The organism is Xylanibacter rodentium (assembly GCF_013166575.1).
Lineage (GTDB): Bacteria > Bacteroidota > Bacteroidia > Bacteroidales > Bacteroidaceae > Prevotella > Prevotella rodentium.
Genome location: NZ_JABKKE010000054.1, coordinates 1 through 2,054, shown reverse-complemented (window position 1 = coordinate 2,054; position 2,054 = coordinate 1). Strand labels below are relative to the sequence as shown.

Annotated in this window: 2 protein-coding genes and 1 pseudogene; all 3 read right to left on the bottom strand. The window is 54.7% G+C overall.

The features are described from left to right. A partial coding sequence (locus HPS55_RS13950; protein WP_172325103.1) for a DUF3408 domain-containing protein occupies positions 1-302 on the bottom strand: 302 nt, incomplete at its 3' end. Positions 303-310: 8 nt separating this feature from the next. Next, positions 311-751 (bottom strand): DUF3408 domain-containing protein, encoded by a 441-nt coding sequence (locus HPS55_RS13945; protein ID WP_025069040.1) that lies wholly within the window; start codon positions 749-751, stop codon positions 311-313. Positions 752-753: 2 nt separating this feature from the next. Continuing rightward, positions 754-1,803, bottom strand: a pseudogene (locus HPS55_RS13940) (ParA family protein). Positions 1,804-2,054 lie beyond the last annotated feature (251 nt).

Genomic DNA, 2,054 nt, shown 5'->3' with positions numbered 1-2,054 from the left:
CACTGGTTGAAGTGGTGCGTAAGCACATGGTCGATGTAGGCGGACAGCGACAGCCGGTCATGCCCGATCACACGGGTGATGCGCATGATACGGTCGTGGTACTCCGGGCGCACATACGCCATCTTCCCCTCCCGCGCCTTCACTTCGGGTTCACGGATGAAAAGCCGTTCATAGTCCTTTTCGCCGCATTTGCAGCCTACCGGCACGGGCGACAGGATTTCCACACTCGCCTGCACTTGGGCAAGCATACTTCCGCCGTCATGATGCGGATTTCTGTTTTTCTGGTTCTTTTCCTGATTCATATCCATATTCATATTAAGTCTTCACGTTGTTTCCTGTACAGTTCGTTTATTTTCTCCTTGTGCTGTTCCAGATGCTGGCGCAGCACGGTGTCCACGTAGCCGCCTACCGAGATTTCCCGCCCGGCGATGTCGTTAACGATTTTAAGAATCTTGCTGTGTACGTCGCGGCTGATATAGACGCACTGGCGTGTCTTTATCTCGTTGCGGCGCAGGAACAGTCCGGTGTAGTCGTCCTCCTGCCGTTTGCGGCGTCCGCTGTCTTTCAGCGGTTTCTCCTTTGCCGGTGACGGTGCGGACGGCTGTTCCGATTCGGGAACGCTTTCTTCTTCGGGGGCCGGCGCGGGCGGCTCCTGCGCGCGGTACAGGGTTCCGTCCTGCTTGCGCCTGCCGATAGAGGCTATCAACAGTTCCTCGTCGATGCCTTCGGTGTTCACTTTCCTGCTGCCCATGTTCATCGCGGTTTGATGATGCTGACAATCTCTTCCGAGAACTCACGGATGCCGCTCCCTTTCAGCAGGGACGTGTCCATCGGGAAGATGGTCGAGCGGAAAACGCCCTTGCGTTCTTCCGAGAGGTCGCGCCGGAATTTCTTGCTGTCGGGCAGGCGTGTGGACAAGACCGACAGTCCCATTTCGGCAATCACATCTTCATACAGGTCGTACAGCCCGTTCTTCTCCCTGCCGTCCACCATCGTCCAGAACAGGTACAACCCTTTTGTTTTCGCCTGTCCCGTCGTCATTAGGTTGTCACGGAACATCGCGGCGAATTGCAGGGTGCTTTCCACGACGAAGCGGTCGGCACTCATGGGCGTGAAGATGTAGTCCATCTGCGAGAGGGTCTTTACCACGCCGTTGCTTTTCAGCGTTCCCGGCATGTCGAAGAACACGATGTCGGGTTTCACCTCCTCGCTGACGAGCATCCTGTCGGCATCGTCGAGGGCGTCCTGTGAGTTACTCTTGATGACCGGGTAGGCGTTCTTCCTGACCTTGCGGAAGTGGTCGCACGCGAGTGCCTTGAAATAGAGGCTCTCGTCGATAAGTTCCGTTTCACGTTCACGCAGACCGTGGATGCTGTGTTGCGGGTCGTCGCAGTCTATGACGGCGACATTGTAGCCCTTCACGTTGTGGAGGTAGTTGGCGGCAAGAGCCGTGACGGTGGATTTGCCGATGCCTCCCTTTTGTGTTGCGAATGCAACGAAGATTTCATTACTCATGGTTCTATTGCTTTTAATGGTTGATGAATTGTTTTCCTGTTCCTGTACGGAAGCGGTGACGTATATATCCGCGTCCGCGAATCATTATCCGGGCGGTCCGTCACGTATCCGTTTCAACGGTGAAGCCGGGATTCGGATAACCGGTGAATGACGGCATTGCGTCATGAAGTCATTGAATCCGTGAATCACCGCGTTGTTGTAAAACCGGGTATCCGGCAGTGCGGATATTCGGTTTTGCAAATGTCCGCCTAAGCGGTTTGCCGGGTATCTGAAAGTTCCTTTTTCCATATCTTCAAATCGTTCGTTTCTTGAATCATGCTGCAAATAAACAAGTATATTCCGGAACTTGTATCACTTCTCCGACAAGTGGCAGCATGTTGCGCCGGTTGGCACTGATTGTCCGGGTCAAGCCTCTGTCCGATACCGCTTTAAGGGCGTAACTTTGCACCCGAACGGCAGGGTTCGCCGCAGGTGGCGCAGCCCGGAGTTTGAAAGGCATTCCCCCAATCCGTCCCCGACGGATTTTTATGTTCGCCTGA